The following is a 25,388-nucleotide window of genomic DNA, read 5'->3' on the forward strand; positions in this document are numbered from 1 at the left end:
ATTCTATCAGTTTTTTACTCTATATATTTTCCTTTTTATTTTTATTGTCCTTACCTTTTGAAAATTTTATCATATATAAACCTTGAACTATTATAGCAACCATTGCTCCTGAAACTACACTCGAATCTGCAAGTAATGTTTCTATAAATTTTGGAAATTTTTCAAGAACTTGCGGAACTACCATAAATCCTATACCAGCTGCCATAGAAAGACCTAATATCATGCTATTTTCTTGATTAAAACCATCCATACTAACAAGTCTTAATCCAGATGTTGTAAGAGTTGAAAATATTACGAGTGTTGCTCCTCCAACCACACAAGGAGGTATTGTTCTGATTAAATTAGCTAATAAAGGTGATACTCCCGCCAGAAATAATCCAATTCCTCCAATAGCTAATACAAATTTACTTATAATTTTTGTATTAGAAACGATTGCAGAGTTTTGACCAAACATCCCCATTGGAGTAGCAGAAAATAATGCTCCTATTGTAGATAATACTCCATTTCCTAAAACAGCAGAAGAAAGTTCTTCATCTGTCACTTGTCTATTAAGTCCTCCTACTGCAGAAAGTGTACATGCTCCCATAATATCAGCTATTTCAACCAAATATATTATTGAAAACATTACTACAACCTCAATTTTTATATCTAATCCAAAAGCAAGTGGTTTTGGAAGTGCAATCAAAGTAAACTCTTGAATTGAAGAAAAATTTACTATTCCCAATATTAGAGATAAAATATATCCAAAAATTATGCTAACTAATATTGACACATCTTTAAATAATCCTTTTCCATATTTATTTAATCCTAATATCATAAGTGATACAGCTATTCCAACTACAAAATTAATTGGTTGTCCAAACGTCTCATTCCCCATACCTCCAGCTAGGTTTTTTATGGCTATTGGAAAAAGTCCAAGACCCATACATGCAACTATTGTGCCAGATACAACTGGAGTAAATATAAATCTTATTTTTTTAAGACCAAAACTAATTATGATTATTACTATTCCAGCAATTATTTGAGAACCAAATAACACAGGCAATCCATACTTACCTGCAACAGAAACTCCAGCTCCTATGAACATTGCTGTAGCTCCCATTATAACTGGTATTCCCCCTCCCAATTTAAACCCTTTAAATAATGGTATTGGATATAATTGTAACAAAGTTGATAATCCTGCAAAAATTAATGCAGCTTGAATCAATAATGTAGACATTTTATGATCAAGCCCAGCTACATTTGCAACTAATATTGCTGGTAAGCAACTGCCTATTACCATTGCCATTAAGTGTTGTAACCCTAAAGGTATCGCTTCCTTTAGTGGTGGTATTCCGTCTAATTCAAATTTTGATGTACTTTTTGCTTTCATAATAAAAACTCCCGTTACATAAAACTTATTGAATTATATAAATACTTAAAAATTTAATATATTAAATTAAATGACTTTTATAAATCTTACTATACTCAGTAATACATTTAAGTTTTCATACTTAAAAATCTTGTACAACAAATTTAATTATTAACAATCAAATTTATTCTATTATTTTGTATATGTTCTATAGTGCTTTACAAATACAAGAGTATTATAGCTATGGACTTGAAAAATTTTCACAATAATTCTAATCCAATCTTAATCTTTCAATCTTAATCATTATAGGTTATAAGTTTTCATAAGTATTTATATTTTATAAGTTTTAAACATTTACCTATAAACGCTACTTTATAGATGCCACTTTAATTTTAAGTGGCCTCATATTTTCATATGAGCGTAGACTATTTCTTCATCTTCAGCATTATCTGTTAAGAGCAACCCGTTTCCACCATCAATCGCTTATAGTGTACTCTCTTTCGAGATAGTCGTTTGACCTTCCTATTTCTAGGCTTGGCGACCAAATGTCCATTGTAAAGTACTTAGGCTCTCACCATATACCATCCTTGCTATTGTTTCTGGTTTTCACCACATTCATAAAAGTTTCTTTCTATCTTTTATTGTAGTTGCAAGGCTTTAGGATTTACTGGTTTTAAAGTTGTGTCCTACATAAATTTCTTTATGTACGGGGCTAAAAGTACAACTTATTTAATATACTTTTTTATTACCCCCTGTAAATAATATTATTTACTCTTTCACTGTTTTTCTTATTAAATTAATTACATAATAATTAATTTGAGCATAAAATAATTTTCAAATTGAAAATCAAAATATTTATGAATATTTTATAATATAATTATCATAAGACAGAAAAACTTAATAAGCTATGTATCTCAGTTGTACCCATGTACTCTCCTTTACAATATTTGTATCTGCAACATAAAACATACAAGTTTCTATCTAGCTTATAGATATAAACCCATATCTATAAGTAAAAATAGTAACACTATTGTATAATACAATCTTTATGTACATTACTATTTATTATTTCTATACAGCAATTTTAATGCCAATATTTGCATACATTTACATAGAATAAATTTTTTATGCTTTCATTGATAAAAATTTACTTATTCCAACTGTTTTGTAATTTTTTATTAAGCCAATTTTAAATTTTATTTTTGTGATATTTTTATAATTGCATAAAAAAAAAGACCAAAAGTATTTTTCAAATGATCTTTTCTCAATTTTTTATTTTAATTTCTAAAATTTATAATAAATAGCAAGGCTATTATAAGTATCTATTTGTATATAAAAGTTTATACTTTTACGGATGATAAGTTAATGTAATTAAAAGATTATCTAGCTGATTTTAATTTTACAATATCGCTCCAATTTTTACTGGTAGCTAATTCCACTAAATTTAAATCTCTTCTTATTTCGGAAACATCTTCTTTTATAGTATTTGTATCGCCTTTTATACGTGCTATACTATGTTCCATATTATCATGAGTAGCTTTATTTATTTCAGAGTTATGTAATAAACTTCCTAAAATACTATTTTGCTCAATTTGTTGTTCTTTAATTGATTTTCCTTCAGATTCTAAGTCATCTACTTTAACATCTATTTCATATAGTTTTTCATTAACTATAATACTTTCTGCTTTAATTTCACTTATATCTTTACTTGCATTACTCATTTGATTTTGCATAGAGTTCATTTCTAATTTAACTTCATGTAAATTATCTTTCATTATATCTATTTCTTGTTTTACTTCGCTCATTTCTTTCTTCATCATACTTACTTCTTGTTTTACTTCGCTCATTTCTTTCTTCATTATGCTTACTTCTTGTTTCACTTCATTCATTTCTTTCTTCATCACACTTACTTCTTGTTTCACTTCATTCATTTCTTTCTTCATTACACTTACTTCTTGTTTCACTTCATTCATTTCTTTCTTCATTACACTTACTTCTTGCTTCACTTCATTCATTTCTTTCTTCATTACACTTACTTCTTGTTTTACTTCACTCATATCTTTTTTCATTATACTTACTTCTTGTTTTACTTCACTCATATCTTTTTTCACTATACTTAATTCCTGTTTTACTTCGCTTATGTCTTCCTTCATTACACTTACTTCTTGTTTTACTTCTGACATGTCATTTTTCATGCTAACCACATCTTTATTTATAATATGTAATAATTCTAAAATTTTATCTTCCACTTACATCACCATCCCTATTAATTATTATAACATCTTATACAAATGCTATACAATGTTAACATATATATTGAAAATAGTTATTAGAAATTTAATTAATAAAATAATTACTTCCAATCACTGAAAAAAATAATTAATATAGATGTAAATGCAAAATAACAACCATAAACAAAAGGATACCATTTCAATAATGGTATCCTTTATCTGTATCTAAATTTTTATCTTTTAAAATTATATTTTTTATAAAATGTCTTATGCATTTAATTCTGAACAGGAAATTTTTCTTCCAAGTGCCTTTGGTTTACATACTGATATGCAAAGACCACAATATCTACATTCATCTTCATTTAATTCCATCTTGTCATTTAACTTTCTAGCTTGATATGCACAGACTCTCTCACACATCTTACATTTAGTACATTTTTCTTCATCATAAGTAAATTCAAAACTAAGTCTTTCATTTACCTCTCCCATATGCTTATGTACTATCCCACAAGCATTTTCTATAGTTTTATATCCTAGTCTATCAAGATTAGAATTTAGGTCATTGTGGATTTTAGCTATTACTTGAGCACCTTTTAATATTACTACTGAGCATATACCAACAAAGTCAGCACCTGCCATAATCATTTCTAAGGCATCATCTCCACTAACACATCCACCTAGCCCTATTATAGGTATCTTTACTTCTTTTTTTATTTCATATATTCTTTGTAAAGTTATTGGTTTAATAGTTTCTCCACTTAAATATCCAATTCCATTTCCGCCTAATAAAGGTTGACCAGTTTCTATATCTATTCTAAGTGCTGGTCCTACAGAATCACAAGCAGTTATTGCATCTGCTCCAGCTTCTTCTAATTTTTTAGCAAAAGCTCCTATTTCGTCTATCATAGGAGGAAGTTTAACTATTACTGGTATATTCACTCTTTCTTTCGCATCTTTAAGCATTGGTATTAAATCTCTATAGTCATAAGATACAAGCTCGATAAAGTCAGCTCCTGCATTTGCAACTTTTTCTACTAGTTCACTACTTTCTTCTATTGTATGACCTACTGAAGCTATACATACAGTTCCATCTTTTTTCATTTGTGGTATTTCAAAATCTATCCATTGCTCTGGTTCAAAATCTGTCCATTTCTCATTATTTAAAAGAGCATTTGCTGTATTTCTCACCATATGAGGTGCTGGATTTATAGCTCTTTCTTTTCTTATAGTCTTAGTAACAACTGCCCCTGCTCCTGCATCACTTAATATCTTACATCCAGCTGCACTATATGTCAACGGACCTGAACCTATTATAAAAGGTGATTTTAATTCTTTCCCTAAAAAATTATACATTATTTACTTCCCCTTTTCATATTTATTTACATTTATTAAAACTTCCAGAATTCACAGGCAACATCTTTCATTTCTTTAACAATAGCTTTTTTATCTAAATCAACTAATTGTTTTTCTTTTAAAATATGTCTACCATCTATGTATACATTAGATATAAATTCTTTTTTACCTTGCACTACTATCTGGTCAAATATATTATCAAGTGTTACAGGAGTTTTAAATTCATCTTCCATAACTACTATATCTGCTTTATTACCAACTGTTATTTTTCCTGATTTTTGAAGCCCTAATGCATAAGCACCATGTTCTGTTGCCATCTTAAATACTAAACTTGCAGGCATTACAGATGCATCTTCTTCAACTGATTTATGCATTAAAAACGCACCTCTCATAACTTCAAAAAAATCATTTATATATCCATCTGTTCCTAATGCTACTTTGATGCCTTTTTTAATCATTTTTGGAACTGGAGAAAAACCTCCACCTACTTCACAGTTGCTAAGAGGCATGTGAACTACCTTTACACGCTTCTCCTTTAATATATCTATCTCTTCATCATCTACTTTTACACACTGAGATGCTAATACAGTCTCATCTAATATATTTAAATCATTGTAGTAATTAACTGCTTTTTTATTAAAGTGTTTTTTAGAGTAGTTTGGCTCATATATACTCTCACATAAATGAAATTGCATTGGTGCATTTAATTTTCTTGCATCTTCTTTAGCTTTTTTGATAAATTTATCTGAACATGTGAAACTAGTATGTGTACACATTATTCCATTTATTAATTTACTGTTTTCTCTACTCCATTTTATTAAATTAGAATTTTCATCTAAACATTTTAATCCATTTTCATAACTTATTCTTTCACAACTTTCTAGAGATAAAACTGCTTTCATTCCTATTTCTTCTAGTATCTTACCTTGTTCAATTAAAGTTCCTTTTTCTGTGTTTGGAGCTTCTAATGTGTCACAAAATGCTACTACACCAGATTCTATAAGTTCTATTGCAGATGCTTTAGTTGTGGCTTTTACTTCCTTTAGTCCTATTCTATTTTCTATAAACGGCCACCAGTAGTCATTTAAAAAACCTTCAAAATCAGTAAAATGTACATTTGCTGGTATTCCTCTAGAAAGAACTCCGTATTGATGCATATGTCCATTAATAAATCCAGGCATTACTATAGCATCTGATTTATCTATTATCTCTGTAATATCTTTATATTTTAATTCAACTTCTTCATTTGGCAATATATCCTTTATAATGTCGTTTTCTATTACAACGGCATAATTTGTATATATTTCATCAGCAGAAGATATTAAGTATTTACTTTTTATAGCAACCATTTATTTACCTCCCTGATTTAGTTTTTTCATAGCCATATAAACCTTTTCAGAAGTTATAGGAAGTTCTCTTATATTCACACCTACTGCATTAAAAATTGCATTTGCTATAGCTGGTGCTGGTGTATGAATAACTATCTCTCCTAAAGATTTTGCTCCATATGGTCCTGTTGGTTCATAATTATCCACAAAATCTACTAATATATTTCCTATATCCTTTTTTGTTGGAACTTTATATTGTAACAAATTAGAAGTCTGAAGTTTCCCATCAGAACCATGTCTAGGGTCTTCATACATTGCAAGCCCTATACCTTGAGTTACTCCTCCTTCAACTTGTATTCTAGCAAGTGCAGGATTCATAACCGTACCACAATCAGTTGAACAAGCATAGTTTATCACCTTAAACTCACCTGTTGTTTTATCTAGTTCAATCTCTGCAAAACCTGCTAAGAATGGTTTTGCACTCTCTTTTATCCCATAAGATTCAGATGAGTATAAAACATCTTGATTTCCACCACCAACAGATTCTCTTCCTAATTCACTTAATAAAACAAATTTTTCTACGTCCTCACTATGACAAACTCTATCTTCATACAATATTAAATCCTCTATTGGTAAGTCCAATTTCTTCTGAGCCACTTTTAATATCTTTTGTTTCAAACTTTCAGCAGATTTTATTGTAGCATTTCCAGTTACATAAGTAGTACAAGAAGCAAATGCTCCAGTATCATATGGACACATATCTGTATCTCCTGTATAAACAGAAATTCTATCAATAGATGTATTTAGTGTCTTGGCAGCAATTTGTGCAAGTATTGTATCAGAACCAGTTCCTAAATCTGAAGACCCAGAAAATAACTTGTAAGTTCCATCCTCATCCATTCTCATATTGACTATTGCCATGTCTATATTAGCTATACCAGAACCATGAGTTCCAACTGACATTCCAACAGCCCTTACTTTATTATTTCCAATATCTATAACAGGGTATTTTTCATCCCATCCAATTAGCTTTTTACCTCTAATTATACATTCATCAAGTGCACAACTTCTGATTGGAAAGTGCATTATTCCGCCTTCAGTTTGCTTTTTTATAATATTTTTTAATTTTATTTCTGTTGGGTCCATATTAAGTTTATGTGCTAATTCGTCTATTGCACAATCAAGTGCAAATGTACCTTGAGTTGCTCCGTATCCTCTCAATGCTCCCCCTGGAACTAAGTTAGTATATACGGTTCTTCCATCAAACTTTATTGCAGGTACATTATTATATGTTGGAAGCACATTATGACCTGACTCAGAACAAACTGAAGGTCCATTGTCACCATAAGCACCTGTATTGTTTAATGCTTTCATATCTATAGCTTTTATATTTCCTTCTTTATCTGCTCCAACTTTTATGTCAAAAAACATCTGATGTCTAGTATTTGTCATTGCAAAAGTTTCTTCTCTAGTATATATAAGTTTTGCTGGTCTTTTCGTCATCCAAGTTACAAATGATGCATATATCTCTGTTACAGCTATATTTTTTCCACCAAAACCTCCACCTATCCTCGGTTTTATTACTCTCACCTTTGAAAGTGGTATTCCTAATGCTCTAGAAACCTGTCTTCTCATATGATAAGCTGATTGATTTGCAGAAGTTACTACTAATCTACCATTAGTGTCTATATACGTGTAAGCTCTATGAGTTTCCATCATACAATGTGCTTGTGATTGAGTCATATAAGATTCTTCTACTATTACATCACACTCTTTAAACTCTTTTTCCACATCACCTTTACCCATTTTTTCTCTTGATACTATATTTTTTGTAGCATCTAATCCAAAATCAAATGGACAAAATAAATCATCTTCTTCATGTATTAAAATTTTATTACCTTCTGCTTCTCTTGCATCTAATATTGGTGTCATTACTTCATATTCAACTTTTATGAGTTTCATTGCTTTAATAGCTGCTCTTTCATCTTCAGCCGCTATTATAGCAACCTCATCTCCTACATATCTCACTATATCTTCAAGTATTAATTGGTCATGAGGTGATGCTTCTGGATATGATTCTCCAACCATTGAATATCTATAATTTGGTACATCTTTGTAAGTAAATATATCTACTACACCTTTTACTTTTAATGCATTTTTTATATCAATATTTTTTATTTTTGCAAAAGCATGTGGGCTTCTAAGAAGTTTAACAGTCAAAACATCTCTATGAAAAATTAAATCTTCAGTATATATTGGCTTACCAGTAACAATGGCCTCACTATCTATTTTTCTTACTTCTTTATTTACCATTAAACTCACCCCCAATACTATTATACATTCTTATAACTAACGCTTTTGCCATATCTTTTCTATACTCTTTACTTCCTCTTATATTACTTCCAAAGGAAAGTTCTTCACTTGATATATCTCCTGCTTTGTCTACATCATTTTCTAAACTTAGTACTTCACTTGCTTTGTAGGCAATCTTTGCTCTTCTTGGTCTAGCTCCTATTGCAATTTTATAAGAATTTCCTTCTTTTAACATTGCTCCATTTAATACTGCAAAATCACCCGTGCATTTTCTTATTGAATCAAATACACCTATAGCATCTTTTTTAGGTAATATAATTTCTATTAATATATCTTTTTCAAGCTCACTTTCTAAAAAATCAGCTAAGTTCATAACCCCTTTTTTATATAACTTAACCTTTGCATCTACTACTAGTAATGAAGGTATTAAATCTGAAAATCCATACTTAGCAAATACGCTAGCTCCCACTCTAGCTCCACTTCTAAATTGAACTCCTACTATATTAGAAACAGCGTTTGAAATTACTCCACTACAGTAATTTTTAATAACCATATTTAATTCTAAAGTTCTTAAACTTGTATCTGCCCCAATTAATATACTATCATCAGTTTCATTTATATAATCTAAACCTAGGTCTTTTAAATCTATTGCTGAACCAATATTTTTGCTACCTAGTTTTAAAAATCCGCAGCCTCCAAGTATTATGTTGTTTTTTCTTGATATTAGCAGTTCATAAGCTTCATCTAAACTTTTTGGAACTACATATTCCTTTATAGTTATCATATTCTCTCCCCATATCAATTTAATTTTCACTTAAAAAGTTTAAGTGTTCAAATATTTATGTATTGCTCTTAATTGACCTTTATATCCTGTACATCTACAAAGATTTCCATTTACATAATCTATAACTTCTTCTTCTGTTGGATTTTGAAGCTCTCTTTTCATTGCTAAAACCATCATTATAAATCCAGGAGCACAAAATCCACATTGGTCGGCTCCTTCATCTGCAAGAAAATCCCCAAATTTCTTAGCTTCATCTACTACGCCTTCAAGTGTTGTAATGTGTTGTCCCTCTACTCTAGCAGTAAGATAATTACAAGACAGCACAGCTTTGTCATTTACCATTACTGTACATAGACCACATGATCCAGTATCACATCCTTTTTTAACACTTACATATCCATTTTCCCTTAATGTATCTGCTAAAAAATCATCTGGTCTTATATTCAATTCTTTTTCTTTATTATTTATGGTACATTTGATAATCAAATAAATCACCTCAAAACTCATATTTTTAAGTTAAAGTCTATACTACATTTAATTTATTTAAGAATAATATTACATTTATTAATAAAGGCTATTCCATTTATGACCTTCCATTCTATTCTTTATAGTTCCTCTTACACAAAGTCTCTCAGCTGTATCTTGAGCATCTTTTAATACTTTTTCTTCATCAGTTGTTAATATTTTTGAGTCTTCCATTATTATATTTCCATCCACTATAACACTCTCTATATTTTTCATACTAGAAGAATATACTAATGTAGACACTGGATTATGCATAGGTATTGCTTTTGGTGAAAGCATTGGATTAAATATTAGTAAATCTGCTTTTTTACCAATCTCTAATGAACCTATCTCATCTTCCATTCCAATAGCTCTTGCTCCATCTATAGTCGCTAGCTCAAGAACTTTTTCTGCTGACATTGCTAATGGGTCACATTTATTAACTTTATGTTGAAGTGCTGTTAATTTCATAAGTTCAAGCATATCTTGAGAGTTATTACTAGCAGCTCCATCTACGCCTAAACTAACTGTTATTCCTTTTTTAAGCATTTCTGGCACTGGTGCAACTCCTGAAGATAAGTACATATTACTTGCTGTGTTATGAGATACCTTCATGTCATATTTTTTAGTAAGTTCCATATCCTCTTCAGTTAAATATACACAATGTACCATAAGCACATTTGGTCCAAGTATTCCTAATTTCTTTAAAACATCTATGTCATATTGTCCATGCAATTCTTTTGCTGCTTCTCTATCAAAAGGAGTTTCTGATATATGTACTGTAAATAAAGCATCATCATATTCTTTTACTACTCTCCATAGCATCTCAAGCATTTCTTGAGAATTTGACCATATTGCTGCTGGAGCTACTCCTATTTTGATTCTTCCATTTTCTGTATTATGGTGTTTTTCAAACAACCTTCTTACATCTTTTTCAACCGTTTCTACATCTTGCATTATTCCAGGATGAACTCCAAATTGAGCACCTGTGTTCATACATCCTCTTCCAAGGATTCCTCTTATTCCTAATTCTTTATAAGCATCTATTATTCCATCACAAAGACCGTGTTTACTGTGAGGGTACATATAGTCAACCATTGTTGTTATACCACTTCTAAGACCTTCCACACAACCAAGCATTGCAGCATCATAAGTGTCCTTTGGTTCTAGATAATTAGCTGCTGGAAATGTCATAGTTTCTAGCCAATCTTTAAGTACCATATCATCTCCTAATCCTTTTAATAAAGTTTGGAATAAGTGATTATGTGTATTTATAAAACCTGGGAATAGGACTTTGCCCTTAGCATCTATTACCTTTTTAACATCAGTGTACTTACTTTCTATTTCTTTAGAATTCCCAATATCTGCAATCTTGTTATCTTTTACTACCAATGCCCCATCAAAAATAACTTCTCTCTCTTTGTTTACAGTTACTATTATGGCATTCTTAATAAGTATATCCATCATTCTTATTTCCCCCCGCATTATTTAGTAATTTTTCTTTTAATATATTGACCTGTTGGTTGCTCCATGATATTACAACTTTGTACTACATGCTTTCCTCTTAAAAAAACATCTTCAACTTTACACTTGACCTTAACTCCCTCATATGGAGTATAATCTACATTTTGTTTTTGATTCTTATAACTGATTATTTCTTCTTTATCTATATTCAAAATTACTATATCTGCATCACTTCCTACAGCTATTTCACCTTTTTTAGGATACATCCCAAATATTTTGGCAGCATTTGTGGAAGTAACTTCTACAAATTTATTTACACTTATTCTATTTTCCAAAACCCCATATGTATATAAAAGAGATAACCTATGTTCAACACCAGGTGCTCCATTTGGTATTTTGCTAAAATTATCAATTCCCAAATCTTTTTGACCTTTAAAATTAAATGAACAATGGTCTGTACCCACGGTCTGAATATCACCCTCAGCCAGACCTTTCCAAAGAAAATCTATATCTTCTCTTTTTCTAAGTGGAGGAGACATTACATATTTAGCTGCCTCAAACTCATCCTTATTATATAAACTGTCTTCTAATAATAGATATTGTGGACATGTTTCTACTATCATATCTACACTTTTTTGTCTAGCTATCTTTACAGTTTCTAGTGACTCTTTACAACTTAGGTGAACTACATATGATTTTGAGTTTGACAATTCAGTTATATCCACAAGTCTTGAAACAGCCTCTTTCTCAACTATATTTGGTCTTGTAAGTGGATGATATTTAGGTTCTAAATCTCCATTTTGCAAACGTTCTTCTATTAGTGTATCCAATAAATCTCCATTCTCACAATGAAATTCAACTATACAACCTAGGTTTTTAGCTTCCTTTAGTACTTTGTATATTGTTCCATCATCTACTTTCATACCTTCATATGCCATATACATTTTAAAGGATACTATTCCATCTGAAATAAGCTTTTTCATATGAGTAAATGTATCTTTATCTAAGCATGTGATTGTCATGTGAAATCCATAGTCACAATAACAATTTCCATTTGCTTTTTTATGATATGTTTTTATACCTTGTATTAGATTTTCTCCTTCACTTGATTCTGCAAAGTCCAGTATAGTGGTAGTTCCTCCAGCTATAGCTGCTCTTGTTCCTGTTTTAAAGTTATCAGCAGTAGTTATAGAACCTGCATTCATATCAAAGTGAGTATGTGTATCTATACCTCCAGGAATTATGAGTCTCCCTGTAGCATCAATTACTTTATCATCATTTATTTCTAAATCATTTCCTATTTCAATTATCTTTTCATCTTCTATTCTTAAATCACTTATATAAGTTTTATCAGAGGTAATTATAGTTCCACCTCTTAGTATTGTTCCCATATATACCTCCTAACTTTTAAGCTCTCGTAAATTCTCTTAGTATTTTAATTTTGTATATTTACATAAATTTATACTTGCCAAAGGTGCTATATTTAGCACCTCTAGACTATATTTAAATAATTTATTGTGAACTAAATATTATTTTTCATATACAGATTTTAATATTCCATAGTAACCTTCTGTTCCTATAAATAATTGTTCTTGCTCTATGTACTCATCTATTGTATGAGCAAGATTTTCTTTAGAAGGACCAAATCCTATAGTTCTTATTCCAGCCTCGCCTGCATAATGGCTTCCATTTGTACAGAATGAGTATTGAGTTATTTCTGAATCTATTCCAGCTTCTTTTAATCCTTTGTATGCTGCTTGAACAAATTCATCATCTTCATCATATAACCAACCTGGGAAGAATCTTTCACTTTCTATAGTATTTCCTGTATAACAGTCAGCTTTTTCAGATGCATAAGAAACTTTTGCATTTAATTCTGAGTCTTCTTTCATCATTTCATCTAATAATGCTTGTATTGGAGCTAATACTCCTTCTCTTGTTTCTCCAACCAATAATCTTCTATCAAAAGTAGCTTTACAGTAATCTGGCACTACTGATGCACCTGGATATGGAGAAGATTTTATATCTGTTAAAACTAGTATTCCATCACCTAAAACTGGATGAGTTGGAGGTACTAATTGTTGTATTCTTTGAATTACATTAGCCATTTTATAAACTGCATTTACACCTTTTTCAGGATTAGCAGAGTGAGCTGGTTTACCAAAAGTTTCTACAACTATTTCTCCTCTACCTCTTTGACCAATCTTTAAGTTTAATTCTGAAGATTCACCTATTACAACATAATCAGGTTTAACAGCTTTACTTATTTCTCTAGCTGAAACTCCTTCAAATATTTCTTCATGAACAACTCCTGCTACATATAGTTCTCCAGCAAAGTCTTTATTAGTATCTTTCGCAAAATACGCTACAGCAGACATCATTGCAGTATACTGACCTTTCATGTCAGAAGTTCCTCTACCATATATTTTTCCATCTACTATTTTTCCTTCAAAAGGAGGAACACTCCATTTACTTGCGTCTGGAACTGGAACTGTATCTATATGACCATCAAATAATATTTTTTTACCTGGTCTATTTCCTTTTATGCATCCTACTATATTTCCATATCTATCTCTTGACCAACTATCAAAACCTAATTTTTCAAAAGTTTCTTCTATTGCTTTTACAACCCCTTCTTCATTTCCAGAAGAACTAGGATTTTGGATTAATTTTTGACATATCTCAGTTACTTCTTGTTTTCTTTGTTCATTTAGCATTTTGTTATCCCCCTAGATTTTATAAATGTATATTTTTATTTAAGCCTTTATAATTTATATATTTTCTAAATTTTAGAATTTCTATATCTTTTTAATATGTAAATTGTTATTTAATAAAGATAATATTTTAATAATTACCTATATACTTGGATATTCTCCATCCCAAACTATACTTCTGTATTTATCAGGGTCAGTATCACCTTCTGTGCTTATTAAAAGTATTCTTGAATTTTCATCTAACTTTAAATCTCTTCTTAAATCAGCTAAATCTTCTCTTTCCATAGCTGCTATTAAAAGACCAGTTGTAACTGCTCCAGACTCTCCAGAGATTACTTTTTCATCACCATTTAAAGGATTCCCTAATGTTCTCATGCCTTTAGCAGAAACCCAGTCTGGTGCTGAAACGAATGCTGCTGCATGATTTTTTAATACTTCAAATCCTATAGTATTTGGCTCTCCACAAGCAAGACCTGCCATTATAGTTGGCATATCTCCACCTACAAATCTTGGTTTTCCATCTCCTGCTTCTGCTGATTTATAGTAACAATCTGCTTCATCAGCTTCTACTACTACAGTTATTGGGCATTCATCATATATTGAAGCAACATATCCTTGAACTGCACCAGCAAGTGAACCTACTCCTGCTTGCACAAATACATGTGTTGGTCTATCTACTCCATATTCTTTTAATTGTTCTATAGCTTCTTGAGCCATAGTTCCATATCCTTGCATTATCCATGCTGGTATTTCTTCATATCCATCCCATGCTGTATCTTGAACCATTACTCCATGGTCATCAGCTTCTGCATAATCATTAGCTAATCTTACTGCATCATCATAGTTTAAGTCTGTTATACTAGCATCTGCACCTTCGCCCTTGATTTTATTTAATCTAAATTCAGAAGAACCTTTTGGCATTAATACAACAGATTTTTGACCTAATTTATTGGCTGTCCAAGCAACTCCTCTACCATGATTTCCATCTGTAGCTGTAAAGAAAGTTATTTCTCCTAATTTTTCTTTTATTTCATCTGAAGTTAATTTTTCATATCCTAACTCTGATATATCTTTATTTAATCTTTGAGCTAAGTATTTACCCATAGAGTAAGAACCACCCAAAACTTTAAATGCATTTAATCCAAATCTGTAAGATTCATCCTTTACATATACTCCTGCAACACCTAATTTTTTTGCTAAACCTTCTAGGTTTGCTAATGGAGTTTCTTTATATTGAGGAAAGCTTTTATGGAAGTTTCTAACCTTAGTTATTTCTTCTTCATTTAAAAATTTGATACAATTTTCCTTATCGCCCTTTGGCAAATTGTTTACTTTCCATTTAATTTCTTTTAGCATCTAAAATACCTCCAAATTATTGTTAAATTTTTATACTCTATATATTAGCAATTAACATGCCAATACTTAATATATATCGAATATTTTTCTGTAGCTATTTAGCATAGAATTTGCAATACTTTCAACTTTTTTTACTTTTATCTATTAGATTATCTAATGTATATAGAATTTGATAATAAAAAAACCTTTTTCATCTTCTCACTTTTTAATTCTCATTTTTAAAATTTAAAAATTAATACTTAAAACGTATTTCTTATGTATTTTTTGACATAGAAATCAATAAAATGTTCAATAAAAGACAAAAATAGTGATGTAATATTTTATTACATCACTAACATAAATGATTATAAATTCGTCTTAATGGTCTCTAAGAGGTGATTTTTCATCTTTTTTAACATCTAATTCTTCTTTTACAACATTCCATTTTTCAAGACCAAACTTAGAAACCATAACTGCTTCTGCAGCACCTTTTCCAAGTCTTTTTACTGTGTCCATACCTGTTTCGTCTTCTTGAGCTCCTTTTGCTTTCCCATCTTTACTCCATATCGTACCACCTATATAGCATCCACCTAATCCTCCAGATACTAACATTTCATGCATTAAGAAGAAATTTATTATAGGAAGTTTTGTTAATTCTTGACCACCATATCTAGTTCCACCAGTAGTTATAGCCGCTCCAACTTTATTTTGAAGCTTTCCTGGATGAACTAAATACATAGGACGAAGTCTATTAAATACTGCTGTAAGTTGGGCAGTTATATTCATATCATATACTGGAGAACCCACTATAATTCCATCTGCTTCTAATATTTTTTGTTCTAATTCTTGTATGTCATCTTTTATGATACACATAGTCTCTTTTCTTATACATGCATCACAATGTACACAAGGACTTATTTTTTTTCCTCTAACTGACCAATACTCAGTCTCTATACCAGGTATAGTTTCAGCTTCTTTCAAAGCTTCTAGTACTGCATATTCTGTTGCTCCTTTACGTGGACTTCCACAAATACCTAATATCTTTGCCATAACAATATCTCCTCATCAAATAAATCTATTTTTATTACTTTCTATAACTTTAGTAAATTGCTATTTCAATCTTAAGTTTTATTATTAATTTAAGCTTTATTATTTTAATTTTATTGGCAATGAATGTATCTCTACATTAGTTGCATCGTATACTGCATTTGCAACAGCAGGTGCAACTGGCACAACTGCACATTCACCAATACTCTTACCACCAAATGGTCCAGCTTTTTCATAACTATTTACAAATGCAACTTGACACTTTGGCATATCAACAGTTCTAAATAATTTATAATTTTTAAAATCGGTAGCTTTAGGTCTTCCCTGCTCATCAAAGGCTAGCTCTTCACTTAACGCATAGCCTAACCCCATGTGAATTCCGCCTTCTAATTGACCTTCTAAATTTAGAGGATTTATTACTCTACCAACATCATGTACAGCTACAAAATCAACTACTTTTACATCTTTAGTTTCTTTATCTACTAAAACTTCAGCAAAATGTACACCATAAGAAGTAAGACCTGCTGGAGAAGAGTAATCTTCAACAACTGTCAATTCTCTCAAAGACTTACTTTGACTATATACTGCAACATCAGATAATGATGCTTTAATATTTTCATCAAGTTTACTGATTACATACCCATTGTCTAGATATAGCTCTTCTTTTGAAGTTTCAAGTAATTTTTCTGCTTCTTCCAGTATTAAAGCTTTTAATTTTTCTGCTGTCTTTTTAGCTCCTCCACCTTCTACAAACACACCTCTACTTGCATAATCTCCAAGATTAAAGGTACATGCATCAGTATCAGTTTCAAAAGTATCAACTTTATCAGGTGTTATTCCCAAAACTTCAGCTACCATCATTGTTTGCATAGTTACAACACCATTACCCATATCATGCGCTCCTGTAAGTAGTGTTAGTGTACCATCTTCATTTAATTTAAGAGTCAATGTGACAACATCTCTATGTGCACCAAAAACTCCATTACCATGTGCACCTATTGCCATACCTATACCTCTTAAATAATTTCCTTCTTCTTTTGGAAGAGTTTTCTTCTCATCCCATTTAAACATTTTTTTACCTTGTTCAATACAATCAAGAACTCTAGGATTTCCAAGAGAACCGTGGAAAATTATATCAACATCATCTGGTTCTACAGCATTCCTATTTTGAAAATCTACTAAATCCATACCTATTTTTTTAGCTATTTTTGCAAATTGAGCTTGTTGAGCCATAAATATTTGAGGTGAACCATAACCTCTCATGGCTCCTGCTATTGGTGTATTTGTATATACTGGTATTCCAGTAAATTTTATGTTTGGTATTTTATAGACTTTAAACACTTTATGGCTAAGTGCGCCTATAACATTTAAAGCACTTGATGCATATGCACCTGTATTTGTATATATTTTTATCTCCTGTGCTATTACTTCTCCATCTTTATTTACACCAGTTTTTAGTTTTACAAAAGACCCATGACGAGTTCTTGTTGATATCATAGACTCTTTTCTTGTAAGAACCATTTTGACTGGTCTTCTCGTCATTTTTGACAATGCTGCTGCTACTGGCTCAATTGTCATTTCTAATTTTCCACCAAATGAGCCTCCAATAGCAGGTCTTATAACTCTTATCTTATTTAATGACATCCCAAAAATTTGAGATAATATTATTCTAAAACCAAATGTGTTTTGGCAAGGTGTATGTACAATCAATTTATCATTATAATCATAGTGTGCAATCACGCTGTGAGTTTCTATTGCACTATGATGTATAGCAGGAGTAGAGTATTCGTCTTCAAAGATGTAGTCACATTCTTTAAAACCTTTTTCTACATCTCCACCATTTATATTATTTTGAGAAACCAGATTTGAATCTCCATGTATACATATAGCATCTTCTTTTATTGCATCTTGTATAGTAAATATAGCTGGTAATTCTTCATATTCCACTTTTATGAGTTTCACAGCTTTTTCTGCTATTTCTGGTGTCTCTGCTGCAACTGCTGCTACACGGTCACCCACAAATCTAACTGTATTTGAAAAAATAACTTCATTTTCAGGTATATTATGTTCATAAAATCGTAAAGAGCCATTGTATTTTCTCTGTGATGTATTAAGATGAGTAGCTATGGCTCTAACTCCAACGATTTTCTCAGCTTCACTTGTATCTATACTTTTTATTTTTGCATGTGCTACAGGACTTAAAAGCATTTTAGCATGAAGTGCATTTTGTGGTTTCATGTCCGCTACATACTTCATTTGACCAGTAACTTTTAAAGCTGCATCTTTTAGAGGGTATGATTTTCCTATGACTTTTTCCATAACTATCTACCTCCTAATCTAACTGCGGATAATTTTACAGCTTCTATAATTTTTATATATCCTGTGCATCTACAGAGATTTTCTTTAAAAGCCTCTCTAATCTCATCTTCACTAGGAGATGAATTTCTATTTAAAAGAGCTTGTGTAGTTATAATCATGCCAGGAGTACAATATCCACATTGCACAGCTCCGACTTCTATAAAAGCTTCTTGTATTGGATGAAGATTTTCTCCATTAGCAAAACTTTCTATAGTGTATATAACTTTATCTTCACAGTTTCTTGCAAGAAGTTTACAAGATTTTATATCTACTCCATCTATCAAAACTTTACATGCTCCACAACTGCCACTATTACAACCTTGTTTCGCTCCAGTTAGATTTAATTTTTCACGAAGTACATGCAAAAGAGTTTCATTCTTTTCAACTTCTACTTCATACATGTAATCATTAATATTTAATTTTATTTTTTCCATTTTCTCCTCCTACAGATAAACTAATGTTGTAATAGAATATCATTACAAGCTTGGTTTCATATTTAGTATAAGCTATTCCACTTATGTCCTTCCATTCTATTAGTTACATTAGCTCTCTTACATAATTCTTCTGCTGCGTGCTGAGCATTAAATAAGACTTGCTCTTCACTCTCAATTGTAGTTACTCTACCATTTTCAAGTATTATATTTCCATCAACTAAAACACTTTCTACATTGTGCATACTAGCTGAGTATACCAAAGTCGATACAGGGTTGTGAAGAGGTATTGATTTTGGAGAAAGCATTGAGTTAAATATTACTAAATCAGCTTTTTTTCCTACCTCTAAAGAACCTATTTCATCTTCCATTCTAAGAGTTCTTGCCCCTTCAATTGTAGCCATTTCAAGAACTTTTTCTGCAGAAATTGCAAGAGGGTCACAGTTGTTTACTTTATGTTGCAAAGCTGTTAATTTCATAAGCTCTACCATATCTTGTGCATTGTTACTTGCTGCACCATCAAGTCCTAAGCTTACATTTATCCCCTTCTTTAACATTTCTGGAACAGGTGCAACTCCAGAAGCAAGATACATATTACTTGCAACATTGTGAGAAACTTTTATATCATACTTTTTAAGCATTTCCATGTCCTCATCAGTTATACATACACAGTGTACCGCTACAACTTCTGGACCTACTATTCCCCATTTTTCAAGTAATTTTATATCTATTTCCCCATGTATATCTTTTGTTGCTGTTCTTGCAAAGTCAGTTTCAGATATATGAACTGTAAAGTATGAGTCATACTCTTTAACTATATTCCAAAGCATTTTACCCATTTCTTCAGATATAGCCCACATTGAAGAAGGTGCTACACAAATTTTTATTCTTCCATTTTCTGAATTATGGTATTTTTCAAATACTCTTCTCAAATCTTTTTCAACCGTTTCCACGTCTTCTATAAGCTCTTTATGAATACCTAAATCTATACAGCCTCTACCTACTACTCCTCTTATACCCAAGTCTTTATATGCTTTTACTATTCCATCTGTAAGTCCTGGTCTATTATGTGTATGCATATAATCAACCATTGTAGTTATACCACTTTTTAAACCTTCCATACATCCAAGCATTGCAGCATCATAGGTATCTTGCTCTGTTAAGAACTTTGCTGATGGAAACATCATTGTGTTTAACCATTCATGAAGTGCCATGTCGTCTCCTAAACCTTTTAACAATACTTGGAATAGATGATTATGAGTATTTATAAAACCAGGGAATATCACTTTTCCTTTAGCATCTATAACTTTTTTAACGTCTGGATACTTTACCTCAACATCAGCTGTATTTCCTATATCTAAGATTCTGTCATCTTGAACAGCTATTGCTCCATCAAATATAACTTCTCTATTTTTATTAACTGTAACAACTATTGCATTTTTTATTAGTATATCAATCATCTTAAATCCCCCTTTTAATACTTTCATTACAACATTTTATCACATAGCTTTCTCATATCATATCTAATACATTTATCCAATATTTTCCTCAAGGTTTGAAGTAACGTTTTCAGCTTTCTTATTTCCTTTTAGTTTAAATAATGTTTGAAGTAATATAGCTATTATCGCTCCAGAAACTATACTTGACCCTCCTAGAACAGTTCCAATTGTAGCTGGAAATTGGTCTAAAACTTGTGGAGCAGTTGTAAGACCCATGCTTGTTGCTATAGATACTCCTGCTATAAGATTATTTTCTTCAGTAAAGCCATCCATACTCATAATAGAGAAACCAGACATCGCTATTGATGAAAATACTACTAAAGTTGCTCCACCAACAACACAAGATGGTATAGTTGTCATTATCGCTCCTAATGCTGGAGATATTCCTGCTAGTAATAATACAAGAGCTCCTAATGCTATTACAAATCTACTTGTAACTTTATTCATAGATACAATTACTGTGTTTTGGCTGAATACTCCAGTTGGAAGAGCTGCAAATAGTGATGAAATTATAGAAGTTACAGAGTTTCCTAAAACAACTGATGATAACTCTTCATCAGTTACCTCTCTGTCCATCGCACCTATTGTTGCTATTGTACACGCACCCATCATATCAGCTATACCTATTATGTAAATAATAGTAAACATTACTATTAACTCTGGTCTAAATTCTAATCCAAAAGCTGCTGGTGTTGGCAAAGATACTATAGCTGCACCTTTAACTGCAGAAAAATCAACTAATCCTAAAACTAAAGATATAGCATATCCTACTAATATTCCAATTAATATTGAAGAGTTTTTAACTAAGCCTTTACCATACTTATTTATCATTATTATTACAAAAGCAACTATAACCCCTACTATAAAATTTATTGGACTTCCAAACGTTTGTGCACCTTCTCCTCCTGCTAAATTCTTTATAGCTGTTGCAAATAATCCAAGTCCCATACATGCTATTATAGTTCCAGAAACTATAGAAGTGAATATATGTCTAATTTTCTTAACTGCAAATCCTACAAAGAATACGATTACCCCAGCAGCAATTTGTGCTCCAAATAAAGCTGCTAAGCCATCTTTAGCTGCTACAGAAAGACAGGCTCCTAAAAATACATAACTCATTCCCATCATTACAGGCAATCTTGAACCCAATTTAAATCCTTTAAATAAAGGTATTGGATATAATTGTAAAAACGTTGCCAAACCTGCTGCTAACATAGAACCTTGAATCAACATCGTCGCTTGCCCCTGGTTAAGTCCTACCACGTTTGCTATTAATATTGCAGGCACCATATTTCCTACTATCATTGCTAACAAATGTTGTAAAGCTAAAGGTACCGATTCCTTTAGTGGTGGTATCCCATCCACATCATATTTTGAAGTATTACGTGTTTTCATAAAATAAATCCTCCCATACATAAATATCTTGACTAAATATTTTATAATTATTTTCTATAAATATTTTTATGACCATGAATTTATTGCTCAACCGATAACCACAGCTAAACTGAGCTATTTTTATAAAAAATTAACAAACGTGCAAATATACCCTCCCCGATTTTCTTTTTGACTAAACATTAAATGTCTGATGTATACTCTTTATTAAATTTCTTATTAAAATGAATAGCTATCTGAAGTAATCTAACAATCTCATAATAAGATAATTTAAACAACCCCTTTAAATTATCATTTTTTAATTAGCCTTTTCCATAACAGCTCTTTCTTTAGCTTCATCTTCTAGACTTTTATTTGGTATTATTAGATTTAAAACAAATGCAACCAATGTCGCAATTACTATTGGAGATTCTCCAAATACTAATTTTACAAATGGAGGAAATGCTTCCTGTGCTGCTGGAACTGATGTTATTCCCATACCTAAAGCTATTGCCAAACCTACAATAGTAATATTCCTTGATGACAATTCTTCTGTAATAATTAACTTTATGCCTGTCATTGTTATCATACTGAATATAGATATTGTAGCCCCTCCTAAAACAGAATATGGTATAGTTGTCATCAATGCACCAAACTTAGGTACAAACCCCGATAATAACATAAATATACCAGCTATTCCAAGGACAAATCTACTTATTACTTTGTTCATAGCTACCATACCTACATTTTGACTATATGATGATGGTGGTAAACCTCCAAACAAAGCACCTATCATAGTACAAATTCCACTTCCTATTACTCCACTTGACAATTCTTTATCTGTTATATTTCTATCCATACCTCCCATTGTAGTAGCTGACAAATCTCCAATTGCTTGAACAGCATTGATTATACTTACAATTACTACAGAGATTACTACTGGTATATCAAATTCCAATCCGAACTCAAGTGGCTTAGGTATAGCAAACCAAGCTGCCTCTCTAATAGGGTCAAAATTTATTATGCCCAAAACTAAAGACACACAATATCCAACTATAATTCCCAAAAATATTGCTGCCAATTTTGCATACCCTTTTGCAAATTGGCTAAGACCTATAACTACCACTAGTGTTATAGCTGCTACTGCCCAATTCTGCATAGAGCCATAAGTAGGACTATTTACACCACCTGCCATATAATTTATTGCTATAGGATATAAAGATAATCCAATTGTAAAAACTACTGTTCCTGCAACTATATTAGGAAAAAATTTTCTTATCTTTTTTATAAATATTCCTATTAATACTGTAGCTACTCCCCCTATTAATTGTGCTCCCAAGATGCTCGCTAGTCCGTAACTTCCTCCGACTGCTACGAGTGTTGGCACATAAGTAAAGCCGACTCCAAAAATTATAGGCAATCTTGAACCAATATTTCCTATTGGATATAGTTGTATAAGTGTTGATATTCCAGCTATTATTAATGCATATTGCACTAAAAGTGTTATCTGTGTCGCACTAGCACCCACAGCTCCTCCAACAACTATAGGTACTGTAACGGTTCCAACTATCATCGCTAGTATATGTTGCATTGATAGTGGTAAACACTTTAAAATTGGTGGCCTTCCATCAATATCAAACATAGAAACACTTCTTTGATATTTACTCAAGGTTATCACTCCCAACTATTTTTTAATGACAGTTATTATTATCTCACACAACATCCTTTCTTTTTTATTTTGTCATCTTGATTTAATATGAAGCAATTATAATGCCAATCTTTTAACAAAATTGTTTTACATATATAATTTTTATTATATTTGTTAGTATTTGATAATTTGATAAACCATTTCTTTTTTTAAATTCTTTTAAATTTTTTTTATTTTTGGATAATAAAATCTTATTACAAAAAAAATCACTTGGAAAATAGTTTTTCAAGTGATTTTTATCAATTTTATAATTTCAAATTTTAGAATTGAGAATTAAAAGCATAATTACTATACATCTATCTTTCTATACAATGTTGCTAGCGATATTCCAAGCTTTTTAGCAGCTAACTTTTTAGATTTAGTATCATTTCCATAAAACTTTAATACCTTTTTTATATATGCTCTCTCAAATTCTTCAAGTGTAAGTATATCTTGCTCCATATTTATCTCATAGTCACTTTCCTCAAGTAACTTTATATTTATTTTGTTTAACTTAAAATATTCAATTATCTTTCTATTTATTATACCTTTATGTATTATCCCATCTTCCTCAAGAAGATTTAAAGCCAATTCTATAGTATTTTCTAATTCTCTTATATTTCCTGGCCACGGATATTTAAGCAGCATATGTTCTACATCTGGCTCTATATGGTATACATTTTTTTTCATCTTTCTTGAATATTTATCTATAAAATTATTTATTAATATTTGTATATCATCTCCTCTTTCTCTAAGAGGAGGCACTTCTAGAGGTATTACATTTAATCTATAATATAAGTCTTCTCTAAATTTATTCTCTTTAACTAACTCAAATAAATCTCTATTAGTAGCTGATATAATTCTAACATCTATATCAATTAGTTCATTTGAACCTATTCTTGTAAACTTTTTTTCCTGTAACACTCTCAAAAGCTTTGATTGTAATTGAATTGGCATATCCCCTATCTCATCCAGAAATACAACTCCTCCATTAGCTAATTCAAATTTACCAATTTTGCCTTTTGAATCTGCCCCACTAAAAGCTCCTTTTGTATACCCAAAAAGTTCACTTTCTAGCAAAGGCTCTGGTATAGCAGCACAGTTTATAGCAACGAATGTTTTATTCCCTCTGTTTCCTGCGAGATGAATGGCTCTTGCTATTAACTCTTTTCCAGTGCCACTTTCTCCAGTTATCGCTACAGTAGAATCACTATTTCCAATTTTACAAATTCTATTTTTAAGAGCAAGCATTACATCAGACTCTCCAATTATAGAGTCTACTGTTGTTGTTCCCCAAATATTGTATACTTCCATTCCACCATACATTACTGAATCACTGTGTTTATCCATAAAATATCAACTCCAAATAAGTATTATATATAATCATCATTCAAATTATCTATTTAATTATATCATAACAGAAAAGCTTAGTTATAATTTTGCAATAATATTTTAATTTTCAAATGAGGCTTAATAAAAAGTATACCTACTTAAATTTTAATTTAATAGGTACACTTTCTTTATTTTGCAAGCATTCTATATTAAATAAGCAATTACAGTGCCATGTTTAATATAGAAAATAATTTCCAAAAATTTTCATTTATTACTTTTATATAGT

General features: G+C 30.9%; 18 protein-coding genes. All 18 read right to left on the bottom strand.

The features are described 5' to 3' along the window. Positions 1-19: 19 nt before the first annotated feature. The 18 genes from KGF50_RS08115 to KGF50_RS08200 all read right to left on the bottom strand — a co-directional run bounded on the left by KGF50_RS08115 (position 20) and on the right by KGF50_RS08200 (position 25,120). Entirely contained in the window at positions 20-1,372 is a 1,353-nt protein-coding gene (locus KGF50_RS08115; RefSeq protein WP_227847597.1) for a solute carrier family 23 protein, read from the bottom strand. 1,358 nt (positions 1,373-2,730) lie between these two features. Beyond that, positions 2,731-3,600, bottom strand: a complete 870-nt coding sequence (locus KGF50_RS08120) for a hypothetical protein (RefSeq protein WP_227847598.1) — start codon at positions 3,598-3,600, stop codon at positions 2,731-2,733. A gap of 249 nt (positions 3,601-3,849) precedes the next feature. Then, the gene (locus tag KGF50_RS08125) at positions 3,850-4,935 is read right to left on the bottom strand and encodes a dihydroorotate dehydrogenase (RefSeq protein WP_227847599.1); all 1,086 of its coding nucleotides are present in this window, start codon (positions 4,933-4,935) and stop codon (positions 3,850-3,852) included. 35 nt (positions 4,936-4,970) lie between these two features. Continuing rightward, positions 4,971-6,284 carry an amidohydrolase family protein gene (locus tag KGF50_RS08130; protein WP_227847600.1) on the bottom strand — a complete coding sequence of 438 codons (1,314 nt, stop codon included), beginning with the start codon at positions 6,282-6,284 and terminating at the stop codon, positions 4,971-4,973. Further along, on the bottom strand, positions 6,285-8,576 hold the full coding sequence (locus tag KGF50_RS08135; RefSeq protein WP_227847601.1) for a molybdopterin cofactor-binding domain-containing protein: 2,292 nt from the start codon (positions 8,574-8,576) through the stop codon (positions 6,285-6,287). After that, on the bottom strand, positions 8,566-9,360 hold the full coding sequence (locus KGF50_RS08140; RefSeq protein WP_227847602.1) for an FAD binding domain-containing protein: 795 nt from the start codon (positions 9,358-9,360) through the stop codon (positions 8,566-8,568). The genes KGF50_RS08135 and KGF50_RS08140 overlap by 11 nt, the downstream gene beginning before the upstream one ends. 39 nt (positions 9,361-9,399) lie before the next feature. Continuing rightward, positions 9,400-9,846 carry a (2Fe-2S)-binding protein gene (locus tag KGF50_RS08145; protein ID WP_227847603.1) on the bottom strand — a complete coding sequence of 149 codons (447 nt, stop codon included), beginning with the start codon at positions 9,844-9,846 and terminating at the stop codon, positions 9,400-9,402. A gap of 78 nt (positions 9,847-9,924) precedes the next feature. Then, entirely contained in the window at positions 9,925-11,331 is a 1,407-nt protein-coding gene (locus KGF50_RS08150; RefSeq protein ID WP_227847604.1) for an amidohydrolase, read from the bottom strand. 17 nt (positions 11,332-11,348) lie between these two features. Continuing rightward, positions 11,349-12,719, bottom strand: coding sequence for a dihydropyrimidinase (hydA, locus tag KGF50_RS08155; RefSeq protein ID WP_227847605.1), 1,371 nt, complete (start codon positions 12,717-12,719; stop codon positions 11,349-11,351). A 138-nt stretch (positions 12,720-12,857) separates the two neighbouring features. Beyond that, the gene (locus tag KGF50_RS08160) at positions 12,858-14,045 is read right to left on the bottom strand and encodes a YgeY family selenium metabolism-linked hydrolase (RefSeq protein WP_227847606.1); all 1,188 of its coding nucleotides are present in this window, start codon (positions 14,043-14,045) and stop codon (positions 12,858-12,860) included. Between the two features lie 138 nt (positions 14,046-14,183). Continuing rightward, on the bottom strand, positions 14,184-15,398 hold the full coding sequence (dpaL, locus tag KGF50_RS08165) for a diaminopropionate ammonia-lyase (RefSeq protein WP_227847607.1): 1,215 nt from the start codon (positions 15,396-15,398) through the stop codon (positions 14,184-14,186). Positions 15,399-15,755: 357 nt separating this feature from the next. Further along, entirely contained in the window at positions 15,756-16,427 is a 672-nt protein-coding gene (locus KGF50_RS08170; protein WP_003424384.1) for a flavodoxin family protein, read from the bottom strand. Positions 16,428-16,526: 99 nt separating this feature from the next. Then, positions 16,527-18,743: a molybdopterin cofactor-binding domain-containing protein gene (locus tag KGF50_RS08175; RefSeq protein ID WP_227847608.1), complete on the bottom strand. Its 2,217-nt coding sequence runs from the start codon at positions 18,741-18,743 to the stop codon at positions 16,527-16,529. 2 nt (positions 18,744-18,745) lie between these two features. Then, positions 18,746-19,216 (bottom strand): (2Fe-2S)-binding protein, encoded by a 471-nt coding sequence (locus KGF50_RS08180; protein WP_227847609.1) that lies wholly within the window; start codon positions 19,214-19,216, stop codon positions 18,746-18,748. A 62-nt stretch (positions 19,217-19,278) separates the two neighbouring features. Next, positions 19,279-20,673: an amidohydrolase gene (locus tag KGF50_RS08185; protein WP_227847610.1), complete on the bottom strand. Its 1,395-nt coding sequence runs from the start codon at positions 20,671-20,673 to the stop codon at positions 19,279-19,281. Positions 20,674-20,745: 72 nt separating this feature from the next. Further along, positions 20,746-22,107, bottom strand: a complete 1,362-nt coding sequence (locus tag KGF50_RS08190) for a solute carrier family 23 protein (protein WP_227847611.1) — start codon at positions 22,105-22,107, stop codon at positions 20,746-20,748. 295 nt (positions 22,108-22,402) lie between these two features. Continuing rightward, positions 22,403-23,725 carry a uracil-xanthine permease family protein gene (locus KGF50_RS08195; protein WP_413926810.1) on the bottom strand — a complete coding sequence of 441 codons (1,323 nt, stop codon included), beginning with the start codon at positions 23,723-23,725 and terminating at the stop codon, positions 22,403-22,405. 354 nt (positions 23,726-24,079) lie between these two features. Further along, positions 24,080-25,120, bottom strand: a complete 1,041-nt coding sequence (locus KGF50_RS08200; protein ID WP_227847613.1) for a sigma-54 interaction domain-containing protein — start codon at positions 25,118-25,120, stop codon at positions 24,080-24,082. Positions 25,121-25,388 lie beyond the last annotated feature (268 nt).

It is taken from the genome of Clostridioides sp. ZZV15-6598, from assembly GCF_020657705.1.
In the GTDB taxonomy this organism is placed as follows: Bacteria; Bacillota; Clostridia; order Peptostreptococcales; family Peptostreptococcaceae; genus Clostridioides; species Clostridioides difficile_F.

Coding starts and splice junctions, on each gene's coding strand:
- KGF50_RS08170 (WP_003424384.1), bottom strand. CDS start 16,427: ATGGCAAAGATATTAGGTATTTGTGGAAGTCCACGTAAAGGAGCAACA.
- KGF50_RS08135 (WP_227847601.1), bottom strand. CDS start 8,576: ATGGTAAATAAAGAAGTAAGAAAAATAGATAGTGAGGCCATTGTTACT.
- KGF50_RS08150 (WP_227847604.1), bottom strand. CDS start 11,331: ATGATGGATATACTTATTAAGAATGCCATAATAGTAACTGTAAACAAA.
- KGF50_RS08160 (WP_227847606.1), bottom strand. CDS start 14,045: ATGCTAAATGAACAAAGAAAACAAGAAGTAACTGAGATATGTCAAAAA.
- KGF50_RS08185 (WP_227847610.1), bottom strand. CDS start 20,673: ATGATTGATATACTAATAAAAAATGCAATAGTTGTTACAGTTAATAAA.
- KGF50_RS08115 (WP_227847597.1), bottom strand. CDS start 1,372: ATGAAAGCAAAAAGTACATCAAAATTTGAATTAGACGGAATACCACCA.
- KGF50_RS08190 (WP_227847611.1), bottom strand. CDS start 22,107: ATGAAAACACGTAATACTTCAAAATATGATGTGGATGGGATACCACCA.
- KGF50_RS08175 (WP_227847608.1), bottom strand. CDS start 18,743: ATGGAAAAAGTCATAGGAAAATCATACCCTCTAAAAGATGCAGCTTTA.
- KGF50_RS08180 (WP_227847609.1), bottom strand. CDS start 19,216: ATGGAAAAAATAAAATTAAATATTAATGATTACATGTATGAAGTAGAA.
- KGF50_RS08125 (WP_227847599.1), bottom strand. CDS start 4,935: ATGTATAATTTTTTAGGGAAAGAATTAAAATCACCTTTTATAATAGGT.
- KGF50_RS08140 (WP_227847602.1), bottom strand. CDS start 9,360: ATGATAACTATAAAGGAATATGTAGTTCCAAAAAGTTTAGATGAAGCT.
- hydA (WP_227847605.1), bottom strand. CDS start 12,719: ATGGGAACAATACTAAGAGGTGGAACTATAATTACCTCTGATAAAACT.
- dpaL (WP_227847607.1), bottom strand. CDS start 15,398: ATGCTAAAAGAAATTAAATGGAAAGTAAACAATTTGCCAAAGGGCGAT.
- KGF50_RS08200 (WP_227847613.1), bottom strand. CDS start 25,120: ATGGATAAACACAGTGATTCAGTAATGTATGGTGGAATGGAAGTATAC.
- KGF50_RS08130 (WP_227847600.1), bottom strand. CDS start 6,284: ATGGTTGCTATAAAAAGTAAATACTTAATATCTTCTGCTGATGAAATA.
- KGF50_RS08195 (WP_413926810.1), bottom strand. CDS start 23,725: ATGTTTGATATTGATGGAAGGCCACCAATTTTAAAGTGTTTACCACTA.